The 18,541-nt window shown below is 36.8% G+C and carries 17 protein-coding genes; 9 read left to right on the top strand and 8 right to left on the bottom strand.

Going from position 1 to position 18,541, the window contains the following annotated elements; all coding sequences use genetic code 11:
• Positions 1 to 9: 9 nt before the first annotated feature.
• The 3 genes from ESZ48_RS03875 (at position 10) to rpsU (ending at position 3,938) form a co-directional block, all read left to right on the top strand.
• A complete protein-coding gene (locus ESZ48_RS03875; RefSeq protein WP_129015974.1) occupies positions 10 to 2,667 on the top strand; it encodes an AsmA-like C-terminal region-containing protein in 2,658 nt (885 codons plus the stop codon).
• Positions 2,668 to 2,846: 179 nt separating this feature from the next.
• On the top strand, positions 2,847 to 3,710 hold the full coding sequence (locus ESZ48_RS03870; protein ID WP_129015973.1) for a sigma-70 family RNA polymerase sigma factor: 864 nt from the start codon (positions 2,847 to 2,849) through the stop codon (positions 3,708 to 3,710).
• 33 nt (positions 3,711 to 3,743) lie between these two features.
• On the top strand, positions 3,744 to 3,938 hold the full coding sequence (rpsU, locus tag ESZ48_RS03865) for a 30S ribosomal protein S21 (protein WP_129015972.1): 195 nt from the start codon (positions 3,744 to 3,746) through the stop codon (positions 3,936 to 3,938).
• Positions 3,939 to 3,989: 51 nt separating this feature from the next.
• Here rpsU and ESZ48_RS03860 read toward each other — a convergent pair whose 3' ends face one another.
• The gene (locus tag ESZ48_RS03860) at positions 3,990 to 4,208 is read right to left on the bottom strand and encodes a DUF2101 family protein (protein WP_129015971.1); all 219 of its coding nucleotides are present in this window, start codon (positions 4,206 to 4,208) and stop codon (positions 3,990 to 3,992) included.
• A 217-nt stretch (positions 4,209 to 4,425) separates the two neighbouring features.
• The gene (locus ESZ48_RS03855; RefSeq protein WP_129015970.1) at positions 4,426 to 5,220 is read right to left on the bottom strand and encodes a DUF2797 domain-containing protein; all 795 of its coding nucleotides are present in this window, start codon (positions 5,218 to 5,220) and stop codon (positions 4,426 to 4,428) included.
• A 73-nt stretch (positions 5,221 to 5,293) separates the two neighbouring features.
• On the opposite strand from ESZ48_RS03855, the gene ESZ48_RS03850 reads away from it, so the two are divergent.
• The gene (locus ESZ48_RS03850; RefSeq protein ID WP_129015969.1) at positions 5,294 to 6,808 is read left to right on the top strand and encodes a GH3 auxin-responsive promoter family protein; all 1,515 of its coding nucleotides are present in this window, start codon (positions 5,294 to 5,296) and stop codon (positions 6,806 to 6,808) included.
• Between the two features lie 295 nt (positions 6,809 to 7,103).
• Here ESZ48_RS03850 and clpX read toward each other — a convergent pair whose 3' ends face one another.
• From clpX to ESZ48_RS03820, 6 genes are all read right to left on the bottom strand, one after another.
• A complete protein-coding gene (gene clpX / locus ESZ48_RS03845) occupies positions 7,104 to 8,336 on the bottom strand; it encodes an ATP-dependent Clp protease ATP-binding subunit ClpX (RefSeq protein WP_129015968.1) in 1,233 nt (410 codons plus the stop codon).
• Between the two features lie 62 nt (positions 8,337 to 8,398).
• Positions 8,399 to 9,082, bottom strand: coding sequence for an ATP-dependent Clp endopeptidase proteolytic subunit ClpP (clpP, locus tag ESZ48_RS03840; protein ID WP_129015967.1), 684 nt, complete (start codon positions 9,080 to 9,082; stop codon positions 8,399 to 8,401).
• Between the two features lie 131 nt (positions 9,083 to 9,213).
• Complete coding sequence (gene tig / locus ESZ48_RS03835; RefSeq protein WP_129015966.1) at positions 9,214 to 10,536, bottom strand: trigger factor; 1,323 nt, start codon at positions 10,534 to 10,536, stop codon at positions 9,214 to 9,216.
• 211 nt (positions 10,537 to 10,747) lie between these two features.
• Positions 10,748 to 11,095: a phage holin family protein gene (locus tag ESZ48_RS03830; protein WP_129015965.1), complete on the bottom strand. Its 348-nt coding sequence runs from the start codon at positions 11,093 to 11,095 to the stop codon at positions 10,748 to 10,750.
• A 36-nt stretch (positions 11,096 to 11,131) separates the two neighbouring features.
• Complete coding sequence (locus ESZ48_RS03825) at positions 11,132 to 11,899, bottom strand: alpha/beta fold hydrolase (RefSeq protein WP_129015964.1); 768 nt, start codon at positions 11,897 to 11,899, stop codon at positions 11,132 to 11,134.
• Between the two features lie 142 nt (positions 11,900 to 12,041).
• Positions 12,042 to 12,755 (bottom strand): pyridoxine 5'-phosphate synthase, encoded by a 714-nt coding sequence (locus tag ESZ48_RS03820; protein WP_129015963.1) that lies wholly within the window; start codon positions 12,753 to 12,755, stop codon positions 12,042 to 12,044.
• 87 nt (positions 12,756 to 12,842) lie between these two features.
• On the opposite strand from ESZ48_RS03820, the gene ESZ48_RS03815 reads away from it, so the two are divergent.
• The 5 genes from ESZ48_RS03815 (at position 12,843) to ESZ48_RS03795 (ending at position 18,469) form a co-directional block, all read left to right on the top strand.
• A complete protein-coding gene (locus ESZ48_RS03815; RefSeq protein WP_129015962.1) occupies positions 12,843 to 13,499 on the top strand; it encodes a CBS domain-containing protein in 657 nt (218 codons plus the stop codon).
• A gap of 4 nt (positions 13,500 to 13,503) precedes the next feature.
• On the top strand, positions 13,504 to 14,385 hold the full coding sequence (locus ESZ48_RS03810; protein ID WP_129015961.1) for an NAD kinase: 882 nt from the start codon (positions 13,504 to 13,506) through the stop codon (positions 14,383 to 14,385).
• Positions 14,386 to 14,484: 99 nt separating this feature from the next.
• Positions 14,485 to 15,174: a type IX secretion system protein PorG gene (porG, locus tag ESZ48_RS03805; protein WP_129015960.1), complete on the top strand. Its 690-nt coding sequence runs from the start codon at positions 14,485 to 14,487 to the stop codon at positions 15,172 to 15,174.
• On the top strand, positions 15,175 to 15,915 hold the full coding sequence (locus ESZ48_RS03800; RefSeq protein ID WP_129015959.1) for an isoprenyl transferase: 741 nt from the start codon (positions 15,175 to 15,177) through the stop codon (positions 15,913 to 15,915).
• Positions 15,887 to 18,469: a BamA/OMP85 family outer membrane protein gene (locus ESZ48_RS03795; RefSeq protein ID WP_129015958.1), complete on the top strand. Its 2,583-nt coding sequence runs from the start codon at positions 15,887 to 15,889 to the stop codon at positions 18,467 to 18,469. Before ESZ48_RS03800 ends, ESZ48_RS03795 begins: the two co-directional genes overlap by 29 nt.
• Positions 18,470 to 18,541: the final 72 nt, after the last annotated feature.

The following is an 18,541-nucleotide window of genomic DNA, read 5'->3' as shown; positions in this document are numbered from 1 at the left end:
AATTTTTCAATGAAGAAATTTCTAAAAATCACCGGTATTACCTTATTAATAATCATTGTCCTATTGATTGCGTTACCTTTTGTTTTCCAATCGCAGATCAAGGGCATGGTCAAAAACTTTATCAATCAAAACCTCAACGCCAATGTTGAGTTTAGTGATGTGAACTTAAGTTTATTCCGAAGTTTTCCACAGGCTCATGTGGAGGTCAGCGATTTGGTCATCACCAATTTCGAACCTTTTAAGGATGAAACCTTCGTGACCGCAAAAAACATAAATTTCACCATGTCGGTAAAAGAGCTATTTAAATCTGCTGATGAAGCTATTATTGTCAACTCCATCAATGTCAATGAAGCACTATTGACCTTAAAAACCGATGCGTTTGGAAACGTCAATTACGATATTGTAAAAGAAAGCGAGAACCCTCAAGACACAACGGCATCTAATTTTTCTTTTGACATCAAGGACTACAGCATCAAAAACAGTGCGCTTACGTATATTGACATCCCTGGAGACATGCAATTTTATGTGACGGAATTGAACCATACAGGCAAAGGCACCTTCTCAGGTGATGTCTCTGAACTTGACACAAAGTCGGAAGCCAAGGTGAGTTTGACCATGGATAGCACCAATTATTTGAACAATAACCATATCAAGCTGGATGCGTTGATAGACATGGATCTAAACGCTCAAAAATACACCTTCAAAGAAAACAAAGCATTGATCAATCAATTGCCAATTGAATTTAATGGATTTGTTCAGCTTATAGAGGAAGGTCAAAATATTGATCTATCTTTCACAAATACCGGATCATCGTTTAAAGATTTTTTAGCGGTAATCCCAGAAGCCTATTCCAAAAACTTGGATAATGTTGAAACGACCGGAAATTTCAAGATCCATGGCATCATAAAAGGAAAGGTAACAGAAACTACCATTCCAACATTGGATATCAGCATCAAATCTGACAATGCATCATTTAAATATCCTGATTTGCCTAAGCGCGTTGAAAACATCGTGATTGATACAGAAATCAAAAACGATACTGGAAACGCCGATGACACATATGTAGCCATCAATACCTTGAACTTCAAAATTGATAGTGATGTGTTCAGATCGTCAGCTTTGATTAAAAACCTAACTGGTAATATGCAAGTCACCGCCGATGTGGATGGCACCTTGAACCTGGCAAACCTTACCAAAGCCTACCCGATAGAACTTGAAAATGAGTTGAGCGGGATTCTAAAAGCCAAATTGAATACGGCTTTTGATATGAACGCCATTGAAACCAGTGCTTACGATAGAATTAAGGCGTCTGGAAATGCGACGATCAGCGACCTGGTGTTTACTTCAGATGCCATGAACGAACCGCTGCATATTTCAAAAGCAGAGATGACCTTCAACCCCTCTACGGTAACTTTAAATAGTTTTAATGCGAAGACGGGACGAAGTGATTTTTCGGCAACAGGAACCATCAACAATTTAATCGGGTTTATGCTGAGCAAGAAAGTGAACTTAAAAGGAAATTTCAACCTGAGCTCAAACACTTTGGCACTGAACGATTTTATGAGTGAAGAAACCGAGACCACTACAGCAGCGACTTCTAAAAAAGCGGCAACGAGAACCGAAGGTTTAAAAATTCCTAAGTTCTTGGAATGTACAGTTACTGCAAATGCCAACACCGTCATTTATGACAACCTAAATTTGAAAAACGTAAAAGGCGTTTTGACCATAAAAGACCAACAAGCCACTATCAATAGTTTGAGCTCAAGTATTTTTGACGGTATTCTATCTCTTTCTGGAAATGTCAGTACTAAAGCCGATACGCCATCTTTTAATTTGAATCTGGATGCCAGTAATTTTAACATCGCAAAATCTTTCAATGATTTAGAATTATTACAAAGCTTAGCGCCAATAGCGAAAGTACTTCAAGGAAAGCTGAACAGTAGTATTAAAATATCAGGAACTCTGGACAAGGAATTTTCTCCAAACTTAAATACCATTTCCGGTACCGCAAATTCACAATTGCTAACTACGGACATCGATGAGAATGCGAGCCCATTATTATCGAAATTGGAAGGCGCCTTAAGTTTTATAGATTTCGGCAAACTGGATCTAAATAATTTAATGGTAAATTTAGAATTTGCCGACGGTAAAGTAAATATCAAACCTTTTGATTTAAGATATCAAGATATTGGCATTACGGTTTCTGGAGCTCATGGTTTTGATCAAACCATGGCGTATGATGCTGTTTTTAATGTGCCGGCCAAATATTTGGGAAGTGACATCAACCGTCTTATCGGAAAGATCAATGATAATGAAGTCAACAAAATCACTATTCCGGTAATCGCCAACATTTCTGGGTCATTTACCAATCCAAAAATTTCGACAGACTTAACGAGTGGGATAACCAACTTGACCAAACAATTGATTGAGATTGAAAAACAAAAATTAATTGGGAAAGGCACAGATAAGATAAAGGATCTTTTGGGAGGCATTATGAGCGGTAACACAAATCAGATCCCAGAAACAGAACCTACCACAAAGGATTCTACCACTACCCAAACCGCTCCAATAAAAAAGGATAGCACTAAGACTGGTAGTGACGCTATAAAAAAGACCATCAAAGATATTTTTAACACTCAAAAGAAGAAAAAAGATAGCGTGAATTAAAAGAATGGAAGTTTATCGATTTATTCAGAAAATTGACGAATTTCCATGATTTGAGGTCAAAACAACCTGCAATTTAAAAAAAATTATCGAATTATGTTAAAGTATTGTGAGTTTGTTTGCTTTTGTCGTTTAAATAGTTATAATGTAGGGTTAACGTTCATTAAAACAAAAGAGACTACATGAGGCAATTAAAAATTACAAAGCAGGTTACAAACAGAGAATCCAAATCCCTTGATAAATATCTTCAGGATATTAGTAAACTGCCATTGATTACAGCAGATGAAGAGGTGGAATTGGCGCAACGTATTAGAGAAGGAGATCAGGAAGCTTTGGATAAGCTTACCACTGCTAACCTTCGTTTTGTTGTATCTGTCGCTAAACAATATCAAAATCAAGGGTTGACCTTACCCGATTTAATCAATGAAGGTAATGCTGGTTTGGTAAAAGCTGCTAAACGTTTTGACGAAACCAGAGGTTTTAAATTTATTTCTTACGCAGTTTGGTGGATTCGACAAGCAATTCTTCAAGCTTTAGCAGAACAATCTCGAATAGTTAGATTACCTTTGAACAAAATTGGTTCGATCAATAAGATCAATAAGGCCTATTCGTTTTTGGAGCAAGCGCACCAACGCCCTCCAAGTGCTGAAGAAATTGCCAAGGAATTGGATTTGACCATTAAAGATGTGAAACAGTCCATGAGAATTTCAGGACGCCATGTATCCATGGACGCGCCTTTAAGAGAAGGAGAAACATCAAGTTTATATGATGTTGTTTCTTCTAGTGATTCTCCAAGACCGGATCGTCTTTTAATGACTGAATCTTTAAGTTTGGAAATTGACAGAGCGCTCAACACACTATCACAAAGAGAAAGTGATGTGATCCGATTGAATTTCGGATTGAGCAATCAGCCACCGATGACTTTAGATGAAATTGGCAAGACCTTTGATTTAACCAGAGAACGTGTTCGTCAAATTAGAGAAAAAGGCATTAAGCGATTAAAGCACACGTCAAAGAGTAGAATTTTAAAAACGTATTTAGGATAGTCCTAAATATTCCATATACTATAAAAACTATTTATGTTAAGAATTGAAATTAAAGAAGGTGAAAATATAGAACGCGCCATTAAGCGTTATAAGCGTAAACACAGAAATGTGAAAGTTATGCAGACTTTAAGAGAAAATCAATATTTCACTAAACCGTCTGTCAGGAAGAGAAGACAAATGCAAAAGGCAGCTTATATTCAAAATTTAAGAGATCAAGAAAACATGTAGTCTTTTTAGAATGAAATAAAAAATCACGTTTTACTATAATGACGTGATTTTTTATTTTCCAATGGGATGGTCTTCGTAAAAATCTTCAAAAGTCTTATCAGTGACGTATTTATCCCGCAGCACTTTATAAGCCATTACAACTACAAGGATCTGACCCAAACACGTTAGATAGAACACCCAATTTAGAGGCATGTCCATAGCTACCATGATGGTTAAAGTCACTAACAACAGCGTGGTTATGACCACATAGAACATTACTGGAATTTTCATGAGTTCTGTATTTAAGGTTTCATGCACAGAAAGTCATCACACATAGTACAAACATTTATTTACCAAATAGAAGTGCAGTAAAGTTTAATAATCAGATAATAATGTGGCTAATAAGTCTCTCCATACAACTCTATGCATTGACCTTCATAGCCTTAAATTACAAAATGTTGTAGTGTTCGGAAAGTTTAGAGTTATAAATTAATGTTAATAAGAAACACTAAGCTATTGACAGTGCAATGACGTACCCTTCGCTGCCTCGGATATTAAAAACCGTTTGATCTTCAAAGATGAGATATTGCCCTTTGATCCCTTTTAAAACACCTTGATAGTTTGGTGTTTTATCTAAATTCAGGCTTTTCGGTTTCTCAGGATATTGTAAAACAGGAAACTCAATATTCGTTTCTTTATTATTGGCAATATAATACTCTAAAACTTCTGCAGGAATATATTGCTTTAATCGATCGCGCCATTCCACCAGATCTTCATCAACAATCTCATTCTTCAACATGGTGCGCCAATTGGTTTTATCGGCCACATAATCCTTTAGGGCAACTTCTGTAATACCCGCCAAATATCTATTGGGTACTTCAACAATTTCAATCGCTTCATGCGCGCCTTGGTCAATCCAGCGCGTTGGCACCTGTGATTTCCTGGTCACGCCAACTTTGACATTACTGGAATTTGCCAAATACACAATATGGGGTTTCAACTGCACCTTTTTCTCATAATCCAAATCACGGTCTTCTATATCCAAATGCGCTGTACTCAGTTCTGGCTTCATAATCCAATCTGCAGCTTGTGGGATATCAAAAAAACAACTTTTACAAAACCCTTGCCTATAAATTGGCTTGTTAAGCGAGCAGTTGAGACATTGGTAGCCAATAAACTGGATCGTGATTGTTTTATCCAATAACTGATTCATATTGATGAAGTCATTTTCAAAAACAAGATAGTATTGAATAGGATGAGAAAACTCAGTTTCCATTTTGGTCAAGACCCCTTGGTACGTCATTTATTTAATATTTTTATTTAGAAGAATTAATTTAAAAAAAGTGTTATTTTTAGTCTTTAAAGATACTATAAATATGCCAATCCCATTAGTTAATTCAATTGCTTCCTGGTTTTTGAAAAAGCGATTCCATCAAATTGAATTGTTTCTAAAGTACCCTAACGAAGTACAGAATGAATTGCTGCAGGACTTGCTCACGACAGCTAAAGACACTGAAATTGGCAGGATCTACGACTTTGGAAGCATAACAAATTACCAAACGTTTGCCGAAAGAGTTCCAATTTCAACTTACGAAGAAAATCAAGCCAATATTGAAAGATCCCGAATGGGCGAAAACAATATTTTCTGGCCCTCGCCTATTAAATGGTTCGCAAAATCGAGCGGAACCACTAATGCAAAAAGTAAATTTATACCCGTAAGCAATGAATCTCTTGAAGAGTGCCACTATGCAGCCAGCAAGGACTTATTGTGCATGTACCTCAACAATAATGAAAACTCCCAATTATTTACCGGAAAAAGCTTAAGGCTTGGGGGCAGTAAAGAGCTTTACAAAGAAAACGGGACGGTTTTTGGTGATTTATCAGCGATATTAATTGATAATATGCCATTCTGGGCAGAATTTAGCAGCACTCCCAGTAGTAAAGTATCTTTGATGAATGATTGGGAACATAAAATGCAGGCGATAGTTAATGAAACCATTAACGAAAATGTGACCAGCCTTGCTGGAGTTCCGTCCTGGATGTTAGTCCTTTTGAACAATGTTTTAGAAACCACAAACAAGCAAAGCATCTTTGATATTTGGCCCAACTTGGAAGTTTATTTTCACGGGGGTGTGAGTTTTCTACCTTATGTAGATCAGTACAAAGCAATTTTACCAAGAAAGGATTTTCGGTATTATGAAATCTATAATGCGTCTGAAGGATTTTTTGCCATCCAAGACCAGAACAGTTCCAGTGAGTTGCTACTCATGTTAGATTACGGCATTTTTTATGAATTCATTCCTATGGATGCCTACGGCACTCCAGAACAACGGATCATTCCGTTAGCGGAGGTTGAAACCCACAAAAACTATGCTGTGGTCATTACGACCAATGCGGGACTTTGGCGCTATAAGATTGGAGATACCATTAGATTTACGTCGTTGGAACCCTATCGGATTAAAGTTAGCGGGCGGACAAAACATCATATCAATGTGTTTGGTGAAGAATTGATCATTGAAAATGCTGAAGACGCCTTAAAGAAAGTGTGCAAGAAAACGAATTCGCAAATTGTTGATTATACAGCTGCTCCCATTTTTATGAGCGGCAGAGACAAAGGCGCGCATGAATGGCTCATTGAATTCAAAACCCCTCCAGAAGACATCAATTACTTTAACGAACTATTGGACAATGCTTTAAAATCTTTAAACTCCGATTATGAAGCTAAACGATACAACAACATCACGCTCAATAGTCCTAAGATAAATATTGCACGGCAACAATTATTTTATGATTGGCTAAAACAACAAGATAAATTAGGCGGCCAACATAAAGTACCAAGACTTTCCAATACCCGTCATTATATGGATGCGCTCCTAAAGCTGAATGTATAATTGTATTTTAGCCGAAAATATTACACTTTCCGTTTTTATGACGAGAATAAAGTAAGGTTTATCTAAAAACAGGTATTGTAATTTTTATCTTACAATTATGCTATTATATTTACATCACAGCATCTAATAAAACACAAAAAACGTGTATTAACGCTGACTTACAAAGTGCATAAACAATAGATTTCTATTGAACATATATTCAAAGCATTGTTCCTGCAATATTAATTATTAAATCCAAAAAAAATAAAAACCACCCTGAAAAGAGTGGTTTTGTTTTTTTATATGTTTTAAAGCTTTATGAAACTGCTTTCAATCGTTTCAAAGTGGTTTTATCCAATTTGTCTTCAGCGTATTCTTTGGTAACGTGTAGCTTTTTCTCTTTGCTACTTGGCAATTCAAACATAGCATCAGTTAAAATCTCTTCACATAGAGATCTCAAGCCTCTCGCTCCCAATTTGTACTCAATAGCCTTTGTAACTATAAAATCCAAAGCACCATCTGTAATGGTAAACTTTATATCGTCCATTTCAAACAACTTTTTGTATTGCTTGATAATGGCATTTTTAGGCTGCGTCAAAATAGCTCTTAAAGTTTCAGCATCTAAAGGATCCATATAACTTAAGACCGGCAAACGACCGATGATTTCTGGAATGAGTCCAAAATCCTTCAAATCTTTTGGGATGATATATTGCAGTAAATTATCAGTATCAATCACATCTTCCTGAGAAGCGGCCTTGTAACCAATAGCAGCCATATTAAGACGTTTTGAAATCATGCGTTCAATACCATCAAAAGCACCACCAGCAATAAATAAAATATGCTCTGTGTTGACTTCAATGAATTTTTGATCAGGATGCTTACGTCCTCCTTTTGGTGGAACGTTTACAGTGGTTCCTTCCAATAATTTCAACAAGGCTTGTTGTACACCTTCTCCAGAAACATCCCTGGTAATTGAAGGATTATCACTCTTACGGGCAATCTTATCGATTTCATCTATGAATACGATTCCCTTTTCGGCCTTTTCTAGATTATAATCGGCAACTTGTAATAAACGCGTCAAGATACTTTCAACATCTTCACCAACATAACCAGCTTCTGTCAATACCGTAGCGTCCACAATGGCCAAAGGCACATTGAGCATTTTCGCGATGGTTTTTGCCATTAAGGTTTTCCCGGTTCCGGTTTGTCCTACCATGATGATATTACTCTTCTGAATTTCAATATCATCTTTACTTGCCGGTTGCAACAACCGCTTGTAATGGTTGTAAACCGCAACGGACATAACTTTTTTGGTGTATTCTTGACCTATAATATACTCATCAAGAAACTTTTTGATCTGCATAGGTTTTTTAAGCATCAACTCTGACGACAATTCTGCATTGCCGCTCTGTTTCGATTCTTCCAAAACAATACCATGGGCTTGCTCAATACATCTATCACATATATGCGCGTCCAATCCTGCAATCAACAAATTGGTTTCTGGCTTTTTCCTACCACAAAACGAACATTCTAAATCTTCCTTTGCCATAACTCTTTTAATTCCTCATTTTTTCAAATTACAAACTATATCGGTATTGATGAAATCTGTAATTATTGTTTCTTTGAACTCGATAAAACCTCATCAATCATGCCATATTCTTTGGCTTTTTCCGCTTTCATCCAGTAATCTCTATCACTATCATCATACACCTTGTCATATTCTTGACCGGTATGTTTACTGATGATTTTGTAAAGTTCTTCTTTTAAGGTCACGATCTCTCTAGCGGTGATTTCAATATCACTAGCTTGTCCTTGAGCACCTCCCAAAGGTTGGTGAATCATGACACGAGAATGCGTCAATCCACTGCGTTTCCCTTTTGCTCCAGCACATAATAAAACGGCACCCATTGAGGCCGCCATTCCTGTACATATAGTCGCCACATCTGGTTTGATGAGCTGCATGGTATCATAGATGCCAAGTCCTGCATACACACTTCCACCTGGAGAATTGATATATATTTGAATGTCCTTAGCAGCATCTGTACTTTCCAAAAACAACAATTGCGCCTGAATAATATTCGCTACTTGGTCATTGATCGCTGTCCCCATAAAAATGATGCGATCCATCATCAATCTTGAAAACACGTCCATAGCCACTGCATTCATTTGACGCTCTTCAATAATATTTGGCGTCAAACCAACAGGATACATACTGTTCATTATTTGATTGTAATAGGTACTGCTGATACCTTGATCTTTTATTGCGAATTTTTCAAATTCTTTTCCGTAATTCATAAATATTTTTTAGTTCTTAAATTCGTAAAACCCCAGCATCACTGGGAAAATTGAATGACGATTACAATGTCAAAAAAAAGCGTAAAACCTGACAGTTTTACGCTCTAAAGATAACGATTTAATTATAATTATTAGCTGTAAAACTCCTTTACAAAATCATCATAAGAAATTTCCTTAACTTTAAGGTTCGCTTCTTTCTTGTAAAGTTCCAACAGCTTTTGGCTCATCAATTGCTCTGACAAACGTCTTACTTCATCCTTATTGGACAAAATACGTGCTGCAATGTCCTCTAACTCTTTATCTTGAGGATCCATTTGACCAAACTGTGCCATTTGCACCTTGATCATTTCTTTAGCGAAATCCTTCAAATCATCAAAAGTAACTTGTAGCTTATATTTTTCAATTAATTTACCTTCAATCAATTGGTAACGCATACTTTTTTCAGAATTTTCATATTCTTCCTTAGCCTGATCTGCATCTAATGGATCTTCACCAGCGGTTTGCATCCATTTTTGAAGGAAGGTTGCAGGAAGGTCAAATTTTGTATTCTCTACCAAGTATTCAGTTACATCGTTCAGGAATTTCTGATCGCCTTGTTGTCCAAATTGTTTTTCGGAATCTTCCTTGATCTTAGTTTTCAATTCAGTAACAGATGATACCACATCTTTGCCAAATAATTTATCAAATAACTCTTGGTCTAAATCAGCCAATTCTCTGATGTTCACTTCTTCTACTGTAAACGTAACGTCAACATCCAATTCATGAGCATCATCATGGGCAACTTTCAAAAAGCTCATCAAATCATGATCATCATTGAACAAGTCTTTGGTTTTTAAAGTGACAACATCACCAACTTTAGCACCGATCAATGATTTTTCGGCGGTTTTACTTTTTATTTTATCTAAAGTAAACGTCGCTTTATTATTGATTTCTTTTTCTTCATTTACAAAAACTCCAGTAACTTCTGATTCTTTCGTAACGGCATCCTGTGACACCAATTTACCATATTGCTTACGGATATGCTCCACTTGGCCATCAATCATTTTATCATCTGCAACAATGTTAAAATGCGTAATTGGCTTTTTACCTTTAAGCTCTACTTCAAATTGTGGTGCAAGACCCAATTCAAACTCAAATGTAAAAGAATCAGCATCCCAGTCTAAATCATCTTGGGCCTTTGGCAAAGGATTGCCTAAAACGTCCAATTTCTCTTCAGTCAAATACTTGTTAAGCGCATCTTGCAAAAGCTTATTGACCTCATCAACCAAAACAGCTTTTCCATATTGCTTTTTTACCATGGTCATTGGCACATGTCCTTTTCTAAATCCAGGGATGTTAGCCGATTTACGGTAATCTGCAAGAATTTTTTCGACCTTATCGCTATAGTCTTCTTTAGCGATATCTACTTTTACAACAGCATTTAATGCGTCAATATTTTCTCTTGTAATATTCATATTATATTTAATAAAGCCAATAGGCGTATTATTTTTTTTGTGATTTCAAATCTGCCAAGTTTCTACTAAAAAAGCAGAATTAGTCCGACATATACATCTATTCCTTACTGAAAAAAGACCGTATAATGCTTGTTTGACTAGCAGAAAATCGGGATGCAAAAGTACGAATTTTTTAAATCTGAACAAAGTTTTTAAACACTTGATTTATAGACTATCTTTTGTCTTTATCTAACAGTGAATAAAGTACAGATTCTAAAAACGATAATAGCAAGCTAAACAGGAGCGCCACCCAAAATCCACTGACGTTAAAACCACCCATAAACTTGTCTGCCAATAGAATGATGCAGGCATTGATTACCAATAGAAATAAACCTAATGTAAGAATTGTAATTGGCAAGGTCAAAATAACCAAGATTGGTTTTATAATGGCGTCAAGAAACGCCAGCACAATGGCAAGGATAACTGCCGATGTAAATCCGGCAACTTCTACGCCAGGAAGTCCTTTTGCTAGAACAACCACAGCAACTGCGGTTATTAATAATTTGATGATTAAATTCATTTTATTCTGTTTTTATTAAAGATAAGAAAGGTTTCATTAGCGGTCTAAAAAATCCTTGACCTCTGCATAGAAATCTTCCTGATTTTCAGCATGCAACCAATGGCCCGCATTTGAGATGGTTCGAATTTTGGCCATTGGAAAATGGGATTGGATCAGGCCTTCGTCTTGCGACGAAATATATTCTGAGCGATCTCCACGTAAAAACAAGGTTTCTTTTTCAAACTTGACATGCATTGGCAATGGCTCTCCTACCTCATTGACCTGTTCTTTCAAAACCTCTAAATTGATCCGCAATGCAAGCTTTCCTTTTTCTTTCCAATATAAATTTTTGAGCAAAAACTGTCGTGTACCAACATCAGAAACATAATGTTTTAATTCTTTATCGGCATCTCCTCTGCTTTTAAGCGTTTGGAAATCTAAGGCTGACAAACCTTTAAGGATAGCGTCATGATGGGTTGGGTAATAGCGTGGTGAAATATCAACAATGATCAATTTAGAAACCATTTCCGGATACTCAACGGCAAACAACATGGCGGTTTTCCCACCCATTGAATGCCCTAAAAGCACAATCTCATTTAATTGGTGTTCCTCACAATAACGTTTCAAATCTTCGACCATCACCTCATAGTTAAATTCGTCACTATGAAAACTGCGCCCGTGATTACGTTGGTCAAGAAGATGCACCTGATAACCATCTTCGCTGAATCTTGTACCTAGAGTATTCCAATTGTCGCTCATGCCCAAGAATCCATGGAGAAATACAAATGCTTGGCCTTCGCCTAAAATAGTTGAATGAAGATTCATGATGATTTTTGATTAACGATTAACGATTGTTGATTTGTGACCGATGACGGATGACCGATGACTGCCTACTGCCTGCCCGTCCGCAGTATTTCACGGAGGCGGGAAAACTGTTTACTGCTTACTGCAGACTGTAGACTGAACACTACTTCAACTGCCTCAAATACATATTGATGACATTTTCAATGCCCAAATACAAACTCTCCGAGATTAAGGCATGTCCAATGGAGACTTCCAGTAAATCAGGGATGTTCTGTTTGAAATATTTGATATTATCCAAAGACAAGTCATGTCCTGCGTTAAGTCCCAGACCCAAAGCGCTAGCCAAGACCGCACAGTCTGTATAAGGTTTGATTCCCATTTTATTTCCCAAGCTATAGGCATCCGCATAGGCTTCGGTATAAAGTTCAATTCTATCAGTTCCGGTAGCTTTAGCACCTTCAATTTGCTTTAATGATGGATCCACAAAGATTGAAGTACGAATCCCGTTCTGTTTAAATTCTTTAATGACGTCTACCAAGAAGTCTTTATGCTTAATGGTATCCCATCCCGCATTTGACGTAATGGCATCTTCCGCATCAGGCACCAAAGTAACTTGTGTGGGCTTTACTTCCAGCACCATATCTATAAATTGACGAATTGGGTTACCCTCAATGTTAAATTCAGTATAAACTTCAGATTTTAAATCATAAACATCTTGATAGCGAATATGTCTCTCATCTGGTCGTGGATGAATTGTGACACCCTGTGCACCAAACTTTTGAACATCTCTCGCAAATTGAACCACATTTGGAACATCACCACCTCTTGAATTTCTAAGGGTAGCAATCTTATTGATATTAACGCTCAACTTTGTCATAGCTTTTGTTTTAATGGGCAAAAATACAAAGTAGATACTGCTTTTTGTTGTTATTTTTAATTATTTTGCAGGAACAAAATCAAGAACATGCCATTAAGAGAATATATTATCAATGATATTAAGCCGCTTAACATAAATGACAAGGTGAGTGACCTTAAATTGATGTTCAATGAGCTCACCTATTCTCACATTCCTATTGAAAACAACCAAGTCTATTTAGGATGTATTTCTGAGACAGACGTGCATTGCTTTGACGGGAAAGACACTATTATGGAGTGCAGTCATTCTTTGGAAGGTTTTTTTGTCAGATTAGACACGCCATGGCTGGACGTCTTGGAAATCTTTGCCCATAACTCTTGCAACATCATGCCTGTATTGGACGCACAAAACAATTATTTAGGTTATTACGAACTCAACGATGTGATTGGTCGGTTTAATGAAACGCCGTTCTTCTCAGAACCAGGAGGCACTTTGATCATTGAAAAAGGGATTCAAGACTATTCCTTTAGTGAAATCAGCCAGATTATAGAATCCAATGGTGCCAAAATTTTAGGAGCATTCATTTCTAAAATGGAAGGTGACCTGGTTCAAATTACGCTTAAGATTGGCAGCCCCGGACTTAATGAGGTGATACAAACTTTTAGAAGATACAGTTATAATATTATTTCCGGTCATGAAGAAGATACTTATATTGAAAATTTAAAGGAGCGTTCAGATTATTTGAACAAATACCTTAATATGTAGCTTTATGAAAATTGCCATTTATAGCCAGAATTACAAGAGTAAGGAAGCAAGTATAGGTATCCTATTGAATTATTTGTTGGAAAAGAAAGCCAATGTTTTTATTGAGAATCAATTCTATCGGCTTATTGACAAGCATTTCGATCTTAAAAACAATTACAAGGAATTTGAAACATTTCAAACCCTTGACAACTCCTTTGATCTCCTCATCAGCATTGGTGGCGATGGTACTATTTTAAGGGCCATAACTTATGTCAGTGATCTTTCCATTCCCATTATCGGAATTAACACCGGGCGTTTGGGCTTTTTGGCTACAATCCAAAATAACCAAATTGAAAGTGCCCTTGACAGCATTTATGATGGCGATTATAAAATATCAGAACGCAGCTTGTTAAGCATTGAAACCAATCCTGAAAACAAAGATCTTATCCAACTCAATTTTGCACTCAACGAAATAGCTGTAAGCAGAAAAAACACCACCTCCATGATTACGGTAAACACGCATTTAAATGGAGAGTATTTAACCTCATATTGGGCAGATGGCCTCATTGTGTCCAGCCCCACGGGTTCAACAGGATATTCATTAAGTTGTGGTGGTCCCGTAATTTCTCCAGATGCAACGAGTTTTGTTATAACGCCTATTGCCCCTCACAATTTAAGTGCAAGGCCATTAGTAATTCCTGACGACACAGAGATCCAATTAAAGGTTGATGGACGTGAAGATTTTTATCTAATTTCATTAGACTCAAGAATTGCAACTTTACATAATACCACCATCGTAACCATTAAAAAAGCAGCCTTCAAAATAAAGATGGTTGAACTCCATAGTGAAAGCTTTATTGACACCTTACGCAAAAAACTGCTTTGGGGAGAGGATAAACGCAATTAAACAATAAAACCTTTTAAATACTGTTTATCTGTAATACAATTTGGTTCAAATTGTTAAAGGCTAATCTTATTTATTATATTTGCAAACTTTTAAAATTTTATGAGGTATATCATTTTAATAATTTTCAGTATTTGTTTCGTTCCGAACTTACACGCTCAAATTTACGAAGGTGGTTTATTCCTTGGTGGAAGCAATTTTATTGGTGATGTGGGCTCTACAACGTACATTGCTCCAAATAAACCAGCAGTAGGATTGCTCTTAAAATGGAACAGAAGTCCAAGACATTCGTTCAGGGCATCCATCATGTATACAGAATTGGAAGGCAATGACAGCAAATCCAGTGATCCTAGAAGAATCGCTCGGAATTATGATTTTAAAAACTCCATTTTAGAATTCTCTGTAGGCATGGAGTTTACATTTCTGGATTTTGACCTTCATAGCACTGATCATCAAATGACACCTTATTTATATACAGGAATTTCAACCGCAAGACATAACAACTACTATTTTCAAAACAATATTCAAACCTCAGAGAATTTACAAAGCTGGGCTTACGGCATTCCCATGGTATTGGGCTTTAAAACCACAACAATGATTGATGGCGTCATATTCGGTGCTGAAATTGGGGTTAGATATACATTTTCTGATGAAATTGATGGTAGTGTTCCTGATGCACCTTCAAGAGAATCACTTAGTTTTGGTAATTTAAACAGCAATGACTGGTACGTGTTTTCTGGGATTACCTTAACTTACACCTTTGGTCAAAAACCTTGTTATTCTGATTATTAAGTGAATTTAAAAGAACAGATAAATACCGACAAACTTCCTAACCATCTCGCCATAATTATGGATGGCAATGGACGCTGGGCAAAACAACAGGGTTTCCTCCGAGTGATTGGTCATGAAAACGGTACAAAATCAGTACGGGAAGTAGTTGAAGCCAGCGCAGAAATTGGCATTAAGCATTTGACTCTTTATGCGTTTTCAACTGAAAACTGGAACCGTCCAAAGATTGAAGTTCAGACCTTGATGAAACTTTTGGTCAAATCCTTGAAAAAAGAAATCAAAACTCTGCAAGACAATGATATTAAGCTCAACGCGATAGGCTGTCTGAATGATTTGCCTAAAAAAGCAAAAGAAGAGCTGGAAGAAGTCATTGAAAAAACCAAAAACAATAGCAGAATGATTCTGACCCTTGCACTCAGTTATGGCTCGCGGGAGGAACTCATAAATATGGTTAAAAAATTATCTGAGAAAGTTAAAAATAATATAATTTCAAGTGATTCTATTGACGAATCCATTATTAATAAGCATCTTTACACGCAAAATTTGCCAGATGTAGACCTGCTTATCAGGACTAGCGGAGAACAAAGAATCAGTAATTTCTTGTTATGGCAAATTGCTTATGCTGAATTATATTTCACCAGTATTTTATGGCCCGATTTTAAAAAGCATGATTTATATACTGCTTTGATAGACTATCAAAACAGAGAACGACGATTTGGAAAAACAAGTGAACAACTCAGCTAACAACACGCTTTTGAAAACAATTTCTAATACCTTTATCAGTGCCTTTTTTCTTTTATTTTCCTTGGTTTTAACCGCACAGGAAAGCCCATTTAATTCAGGACAAAAATTTACCATAGCAGAAATTATCGTTACTGGCGACACTAACTTCAGTGAAGCTACTATAGTTACCTATTCCGGCTTGAGAAAGGGAGAAGTCATCGCCATTCCGGGAGAGCGCATTAGTGAAGCACTTAAAAAATTATGGGGTTCAAATCTCTTTAGCAATATAGACATCTATCTGACCAAAACGGAAGGTGACCAGGCCTATTTGGAAATTAGCCTTCAAGATTTACCAGAACTTAACGAACTGGAAATTAAGGGTGTCAAAAAAGGAAAAAAGGACGCCTTAATAAAGGACAATAAACTGAACAAAGGTGTCAAAGTAACTGAAAACCTAATTACTACTACAAAAAACTACCTTACCAATAAATATCGTAAAGAAGGCTTTTACAATACCAAAGTCACAGTAACCACATCGCCTGTAATGGACTCGATAGAGAAAAGTCGGGTCAACATGGTAGTGAACATTGAAAAAAATGATAAGGTTAAAATCAAAGAAATTGAGTTTGTTGGCAATGAGAAGTTGAGCGATAAGAAGCTTAGAAAAGCCATGAAGCACACCAAGCAAAAAAACCTTTTGCGCTTTTTGAAACGTTCAAAATACGTACAAGCCAATTATAAGGAAGACTTGGTAAGTGTTATTGATAAATACAAGGAGAATGGCTATAGGGATGCACGTGTCACTTCTGATTCTATTTCCAATAATAATGATGGTACTTTGTCAATTGCCATCCGTGTTGAAGAAGGTGAAAAATACACTTTCGGAAAAATCGCTTTTGTTGGAAACACCATATTTACTGATCAACAATTGAGTGCCATGTTAGGCATTAGACAAGGCGACACCTATAATGGTGTTGAACTTAAAAAGAGAATTGCAGACGATTCAAGACCCGATGCACAGGATATCACTAACCTTTACCAAGATGCTGGCTATTTGTTTTCAACCATTAATCCGGTTGAAGTAAGCGCAGATGGTAATGTTATTGATATGGAAATCCGAATTTCTGAAGGAAAACCAGCATACTTCAACAATGTGACAGTTGTTGGTAACGACAAAACAAATGACCGTGTTATCTATAGAGAATTAAGAACACGCCCAGGACAGCTTTACAGCAAAACCGCTGTAGTAAGAACGGTTAGAGAGCTTGGTCAATTAGGTTTCTTTGATGCACAGCAATTGAGCCCAAATTTCAAAAACGCCAATCCTAATGAAGGTACTCTGGATATGGAATATTCGGTAGTGGAAAAAGGTTCCAGCCAAATTGAATTACAAGGTGGTTACGGTGGCGGCGGTTTCATTGGAACCCTAGGTTTGTCATTCAACAACTTTGCAATAAAGGATATTTTTAAAGGTGAAGCCTATAAACCAGTGCCAACTGGTGATGGACAAAGTTTAGCGTTGCGATTACAAGCGAGTCGTTTTTATCAAACTTACAGTTTCTCTTTTACTGAACCATGGATGGGCGGGCAACGACCAATCCAATTCTCTACTTCTTTGTCGCATACCATGCAATTCTTGTACAACCCAAGAACAAGAGATGCCGATAAGAGCAAGAGTTTTAATATTACCGGGATTACTGTTGGTCTTGCAAAGCGTTTGACGCAGCCGGATGACTATTTCACCCTATCTCAAGCCGTAAGTTTCCAACATTACGATTTGCAGAATTACAACACAGGTCTTTTTACCTTTGGTAATGGCTACTCCAACAACTTAGCTTATACCGTTGGATTAAGTAGAAACAACACCCATACAGACCCTATTTATCCGACAGGAGGTTCAAGTTTTTCTGTAACCGCTAAAGTGTCTCCTCCATTTTCACTTCTAAACAATGTGGATTACACTGCCCTAAAAGATGAAAGAGCAGCATTAAACCCATCTGACCCTGACGACTATGCTCGAATGGGAGAAATTGATCAAGAACGTTACAAGTGGTTAGAGTTTTATAAAATTAAATTTAAAGGTGATTGGTACACTAAGGTTTACGACAAATTAGTTATCAAATCTGGATTGGAGTTAGGTTTCCTTGGAGCGTATAATAACGATAGAGGTGTGATCCCTTTTGAGCGCTTCTTTGTTGGAGGTGATGGTTTAGGAAACTATTCTTTAGACGGCAGAGAGTCTATCGCCTTGAGAGGTTATCCAAACCAATCGTTATCCTCACAAGATGGTGGAACGATTTACAATAAATTCTCATTGGAACTTCGTTACCCAATTACTTTAGGAGCGCAAGCAAAAATTTTCGCTTTAGGTTTCATTGAAGGTGGTAATTCATTTGATAATTTTAAAGACTATAACCCATTTAACCTTAAGCGTTCAGCGGGAGTTGGTCTGAGAATTTTCATGCCTGCATTCGGATTATTAGGTATTGACTTTGGTCATGGGTTTGATCCTCTGCCAGGTCTATCTGAGAAAAACGGATGGGAGACCCACTTTATTATTGGACAGCAATTTTAAGTTTGGCACGGTATTTTCTAATGATACTTTGACGATTTAGTACAAGTGTTAAAATTTTTTAGAATATATTTC

It is taken from the genome of Gelidibacter gilvus, from assembly GCF_004115975.1.
Classification (GTDB): Bacteria; Bacteroidota; Bacteroidia; order Flavobacteriales; family Flavobacteriaceae; genus Gelidibacter; species Gelidibacter gilvus.
This window is presented reverse-complemented; position numbering and strand designations above follow the sequence as displayed.